General features: G+C 48.6%; 2 tRNA genes and 3 rRNA genes. All 5 read right to left on the bottom strand.

The annotated features are described in order from the left end of the window. Window positions 1-8 precede the first annotated feature (8 nt). Window positions 9-123 (bottom strand): 5S ribosomal RNA (rrf, locus tag FTU13_RS17215). Window positions 124-320: 197 nt separating this feature from the next. Next, a 23S ribosomal RNA gene (locus FTU13_RS17210) occupies window positions 321-3,214 on the bottom strand. 413 nt (window positions 3,215-3,627) lie between these two features. Next, window positions 3,628-3,703, bottom strand: a tRNA-Ala gene (locus FTU13_RS17205). Between the two features lie 48 nt (window positions 3,704-3,751). Next, a tRNA-Ile gene (locus FTU13_RS17200) sits at window positions 3,752-3,828 on the bottom strand. Between the two features lie 61 nt (window positions 3,829-3,889). Next, window positions 3,890-5,428 (bottom strand): 16S ribosomal RNA (locus FTU13_RS17195). Together the 16S, 23S and 5S rRNA genes with 2 tRNA genes alongside form the textbook arrangement of a ribosomal RNA operon. Between the last annotated feature and the right edge of the window lie 113 nt (window positions 5,429-5,541).

Genomic DNA, 5,541 nt, shown 5'->3' with positions numbered 1-5,541 from the left:
GAATAATGAGCTGGCGATGACTTACTCTCACATGGGTAACCCCACACTACCATCAGCGCTAAGAGGTTTCACTTCTGAGTTCGGGAAGGGATCAGGTGGTTCACTCTTGCTATTGTCGCCAGCACAACTGTTTATGGATACTTACTTAGTCTAATCTCAGAGCAGTGCTCTTCGTGCTAAGTTTTCTACCAAATGAGTTATTAACAGAAGTACTTGAGTTAATTTAAGGTGTTCATTTTATCTAGCTTTTCAACTAAATCAAGTTTGATTGATTATATGTGAATCAATTGATGCTATATATACAACTGTTTGGGTGTTGTATAGTCAAGCCTCACGAGCAATTAGTATTGGTCAGCTTCATGCGTCACCGCACTTCCACATCCAACCTATCAACGTCGTAGTCTTCAACGGCTCTTTAGTGGACATAAAGTCCAAGGGAAATCTTATCTTGAGGTAGGCTTCCCGCTTAGATGCTTTCAGCGGTTATCCCTTCCGAACATAGCTACCCGGCGATGCGACTGGCGTCACAACCGGTACACCAGAGGTTCGTCCACTCTGGTCCTCTCGTACTAGGAGCAGATCCTCTCAAATTTCCAGCGCCCACGGTAGATAGGGACCGAACTGTCTCACGACGTTCTAAACCCAGCTCGCGTACCTCTTTAAATGGCGAACAGCCATACCCTTGGGACCTGCTTCAGCCCCAGGATGAGATGAGCCGACATCGAGGTGCCAAACACCGCCGTCGATATGAACTCTTGGGCGGTATCAGCCTGTTATCCCCAGAGTACCTTTTATCCGTTGAGCGATGGCCCTTCCATACAGAACCACCGGATCACTAAGACCTACTTTCGTACCTGCTCGACTTGTGGGTCTCGCAGTTAAGCGCGCTTTTGCCTTTATACTCTACGCGTGATTTCCGACCACGCTGAGCGCACCTTCGTACTCCTCCGTTACTCTTTAGGAGGAGACCGCCCCAGTCAAACTACCCACCAGACATGGTCCTCGCTCCAGATCATGGAGCAGAGTTAGAACCTCAATATTACCAGGGTGGTATTTCAAGATTGGCTCCACCGAAACTAGCGTCTCGGTTTCAAAGCCTCCCACCTATCCTACACAAGTAAGATCAAAGTTCAATGTCAAGCTGCAGTAAAGGTTCACGGGGTCTTTCCGTCTAGCCGCGGGTACACCGCATCTTCACGGCGAATTCGATTTCACTGAGCCTCTGCTGGAGACAGCGCCCCCATCATTATGCCATTCGTGCAGGTCGGAACTTACCCGACAAGGAATTTCGCTACCTTAGGACCGTTATAGTTACGGCCGCCGTTTACTGGGGCTTCGATCAAGAGCTTCGCTTACGCTAACCCCATCAATTAACCTTCCAGCACCGGGCAGGCATCACACCCTATACGTCCACTTTCGTGTTTGCAGAGTGCTATGTTTTTAATAAACAGTTGCAGGGGCCTGGTTTCTGTGGCTGCTCTCAGCTCAGGAAGCAAGTTCCATCACCAAAAGCAGCGTACCTTCTCCCGAAGTTACGGTACCATTTTGCCTAGTTCCTTCAGCAGAGTTCTCTCAAGCGCTTTGGTCTACTCGACCTGACCACCTGTGTCGGTTTCGGGTACGATTCCAGTGTAACTGAAGCTTAGAGACTTTTCCTGGAAGTATGGTATCAGCCACTTCACTGTACAAGTACAGCTTGCTGTCAGATCTCAGCATAGAGTACCCCGGATTTGCCTAAGATACATGCCTACTTCCTTTCACCTGGACAACCAACGCCAGGCTGACTTAACCTTCTCCGTCCTCTCATCGCATTACACTGAAGTATTGGAATATTAACCAATTTCCCATCGACTACGCCTCTCGGCCTCGCCTTAGGGGTCGACTCACCCAGCCCCGATTAACGTTGGACTGGAACCCTTGGTCTTTCAGCGAACGGGTTTTTCACCCGTTTTGTCGTTACTCACGTCAGCATTCGCACTTCTGATACCTCCAGCAGACTTCTCAATCCACCTTCATCGGCTTACAGAACGCTCCCCTACCACTTACACCAATGTGTAAATCCGCAGCTTCGGCATGTAGTTTTAGCCCCGTTACATCTTCCGCGCAGGCCGACTCGACTAGTGAGCTATTACGCTTTCTTTAAAGGGTGGCTGCTTCTAAGCCAACCTCCTAGCTGTCTATGCCTTCCCACATCGTTTCCCACTTAACTACAATTTTGGGGCCTTAGCTGGCGGTCTGGATTGTTTTCCTCTTGACTACGGACGTTAGCACCCGCAGTCTGTCTCCCGGATAGTACTCATTGGTATTCGGAGTTTGCATCGGTTTGGTAAGTCGGGATGACCCCCTAGCCGAAACAGTGCTCTACCCCCAATGGTATTCGTCCGAGGCGCTACCTAAATAGCTTTCGGGGAGAACCAGCTATCACCGAGTTTGATTAGCCTTTCACCCCTATCCACAAGTCATCCCCTGGCTTTTCAACGACAGTGGGTTCGGTCCTCCAGTTAGTGTTACCCAACCTTCAACCTGCTCATGGATAGATCACCCGGTTTCGGGTCTACACCCAGCAACTAAACGCCCTATTAAGACTCGATTTCTCTACGGCTCCCCTAATCGGTTAACCTTGCTACTGAATGTAAGTCGCTGACCCATTATACAAAAGGTACGCAGTCACCGAACAAGTCGGCTCCCACTGCTTGTATGCATGCGGTTTCAGGATCTATTTCACTCCCCTCACAGGGGTTCTTTTCGCCTTTCCCTCACGGTACTGGTTCACTATCGGTCAGTCAGGAGTATTTAGCCTTGGAGGATGGTCCCCCCATATTCAGACAAGGTTTCACGTGCCTCGCCCTACTCGACATCATTATCTAAGCCCTTTCGTGTACAGGACTATCACCTACTATGGTCGCACTTCCCAGAGCGTTCCACTAAAGCTTAGATAACTTAATGGGCTTTTCCCCGTTCGCTCGCCGCTACTGAGGGAATCTCAATTGATTTCTTTTCCTAAGGGTACTGAGATGTTTCACTTCCCCTCGTTCGCCTCATAAACCTATGTATTCAGTTTATGATACCCGCCTTATAGCGGGTGGGTTTCCCCATTCAGAAATCTCCGGATCACAGGATATTTGCCGCCTCCCCGGAGCTTATCGCAGGCTATTACGTCTTTCATCGCCTCTGACTGCCAAGGCATCCACCACATGCACTTAATTACTTGACTATACAACCCCAAACAGTCGTTTGATCCTACAAGTAGATCAACCAACATTACAGTTTAGAGCTTCGTGAATTTAATCACTGTACAGCTTCAATTAGATTCATATACCAAAACGCTTGATTCAGTTAATTTCGCTAGTAACTCATTTCATTCAACTTTCACAATTGCTTGTTAGGTTAAATCAAACGAGTATGAACAAATTATTTCAACTCAAATATATTCTGTTAATGATTCTTCCAGCCTTCGTCAGGTCAGGAAACTGTGATAAATCACAGAGATTAATAACAATGAAGCGAATCATACGCCACTTTGTTGCTAAGCTCTATAACCTAAGCACTTGATCGCTTAAGGACTAAGCTAACAATCGTTTGATTGTTTATTTTAGCTTCGTTCTTTATACATTCCGAAGGAATGTATGGTGGAGACTAGGAGAGTCGAACTCCTGACCTCCTGCGTGCAAAGCAGGCGCTCTACCAACTAAGCTAAGTCCCCAGCTTATCAATAAGTCAATGTCTCTGATTTTCCGTACTTCGTCAGTAGTGGTGGGTCTGACAAGACTTGAACTTGTGACCCCACGCTTATCAAGCGTGTGCTCTAACCAACTGAGCTACAGACCCTCAGATACATCGTCATGAAGAACAACTTGTTGTGGATTCTTACCAATCGTCAATCTTTCGTTAAGGAGGTGATCCAGCCGCAGGTTCCCCTACGGCTACCTTGTTACGACTTCACCCCAGTCATCGGCCACACCGTGGTAAGCGTCCTCCTTACGGTTAGACTACCTACTTCTGGTGCAACAAACTCCCATGGTGTGACGGGCGGTGTGTACAAGGCCCGGGAACGTATTCACCGCGGCATTCTGATCCGCGATTACTAGCGATTCCGACTTCATGGAGTCGAGTTGCAGACTCCAATCCGGACTACGATCGGCTTTTTGAGATTAGCATCTCCTCGCGGAGTAGCAACCCTTTGTACCGACCATTGTAGCACGTGTGTAGCCCTGGTCGTAAGGGCCATGATGACTTGACGTCGTCCCCGCCTTCCTCCAGTTTGTCACTGGCAGTATCCTTAAAGTTCCCGGCTTAACCCGATGGCAAATAAGGAAAAGGGTTGCGCTCGTTGCGGGACTTAACCCAACATCTCACGACACGAGCTGACGACAGCCATGCAGCACCTGTATGTAAGTTCCCGAAGGCACCAATCCATCTCTGGAAAGTTCTTACTATGTCAAGACCAGGTAAGGTTCTTCGCGTTGCATCGAATTAAACCACATGCTCCACCGCTTGTGCGGGCCCCCGTCAATTCATTTGAGTTTTAGTCTTGCGACCGTACTCCCCAGGCGGTCTACTTATCGCGTTAGCTGCGCCACTAAAGCCTCAAAGGCCCCAACGGCTAGTAGACATCGTTTACGGCATGGACTACCAGGGTATCTAATCCTGTTTGCTCCCCATGCTTTCGTGCCTCAGCGTCAGTATTAGGCCAGATGGCTGCCTTCGCCATCGGTATTCCTCCAGATCTCTACGCATTTCACCGCTACACCTGGAATTCTACCATCCTCTCCCATACTCTAGCTTCCCAGTATCGAATGCAATTCCCAAGTTAAGCTCGGGGATTTCACATCCGACTTAAAAAGCCGCCTACGCACGCTTTACGCCCAGTAAATCCGATTAACGCTCGCACCCTCTGTATTACCGCGGCTGCTGGCACAGAGTTAGCCGGTGCTTATTCTGCGAGTAACGTCCACTATCTTTAGGTATTAACCAAAGTAGCCTCCTCCTCGCTTAAAGTGCTTTACAACCAAAAGGCCTTCTTCACACACGCGGCATGGCTGGATCAGGGTTCCCCCCATTGTCCAATATTCCCCACTGCTGCCTCCCGTAGGAGTCTGGGCCGTGTCTCAGTCCCAGTGTGGCGGATCATCCTCTCAGACCCGCTACAGATCGTCGCCTTGGTAGGCCTTTACCCCACCAACTAGCTAATCCGACTTAGGCTCATCTATTAGCGCAAGGTCCGAAGATCCCCTGCTTTCTCCCGTAGGACGTATGCGGTATTAGCATCCCTTTCGAAATGTTGTCCCCCACTAATAGGCAGATTCCTAAGCATTACTCACCCGTCCGCCGCTAGAAATCGGTAGCAAGCTACCTATTCCCGCTCGACTTGCATGTGTTAAGCCTGCCGCCAGCGTTCAATCTGAGCCATGATCAAACTCTTCAGTTTAAAATCAATAGTACATATAGTGTACCAATCTTGGCTCATCAATTACTGACAAAAATTTGCTCAAATAAACTTCGAGTAATTTCTACCATCAATCAATGAAAATAATTTCGATC

It is taken from the genome of Acinetobacter sp. YH12064, assembly GCF_013419735.1.
Classification (GTDB): domain Bacteria; phylum Pseudomonadota; class Gammaproteobacteria; order Pseudomonadales; family Moraxellaceae; genus Acinetobacter; species Acinetobacter amyesii.
Note: the sequence above shows the minus strand (reverse complement) of the source record. Positions and strands in the feature narration are given on the sequence as shown.